The organism is Streptomyces sp. NRRL S-31, assembly GCF_000718775.1.
Classification (GTDB): Bacteria; Actinomycetota; Actinomycetes; order Streptomycetales; family Streptomycetaceae; genus Streptomyces.
The window spans coordinates 1-462 of sequence record NZ_JOCB01000255.1 but is presented as its reverse complement, the minus strand read 5'-3'; the positions used below and the strand labels follow the sequence as shown (position 1 = coordinate 462).

The 462-nt window shown below is 72.9% G+C and carries 1 pseudogene; it reads left to right on the top strand.

The window, feature by feature from the left end:
- Positions 1-50: 50 nt before the first annotated feature.
- Positions 51-462, top strand: a pseudogene (locus IF37_RS40410) (modular polyketide synthase); the annotation flags it as partial.

Here is a 462-nt window from a genome sequence, read left to right as displayed (position 1 = left end):
CCCGCCGTGCCGGTGTGTCGGCGTTCGGTATCAGCGGTACGAACGCGCATGTGATCCTGGAGGCTCCGGCCCCGGACCCGGCGGAGGAGACGTCGCCCGCGTCCCCTGCCGCTCCCGATCCGGCCCCTGAGGCCGTGGTGCCGGTGCCGTGGCTGCTGTCGGCGAAGTCGGACGCGGCCCTGCGCGACCAGGCCCGCAGGCTGCGCGGGTTCCTCGCCGAGCACCCCGAGGTCACACCGGCCGAGGTGGCCGCTGACCTGGCCGCGCGGGCTCGGTTTCCGCACCGTGCCGTGCTGACTGACCCGGCCGGCCTGGACGCGCTGATCGACGGAAAACCCGGAATCGTCACGGGTACTGCCTCCCCGGGTGGGTCGGCGTTTGTGTTCTCCGGTCAGGGTGGTCAGTGGGTGGGGATGGGGCGGGGTCTGTATCGGGTGTTTCCGGTGTTCGCGCGGGCGCTGG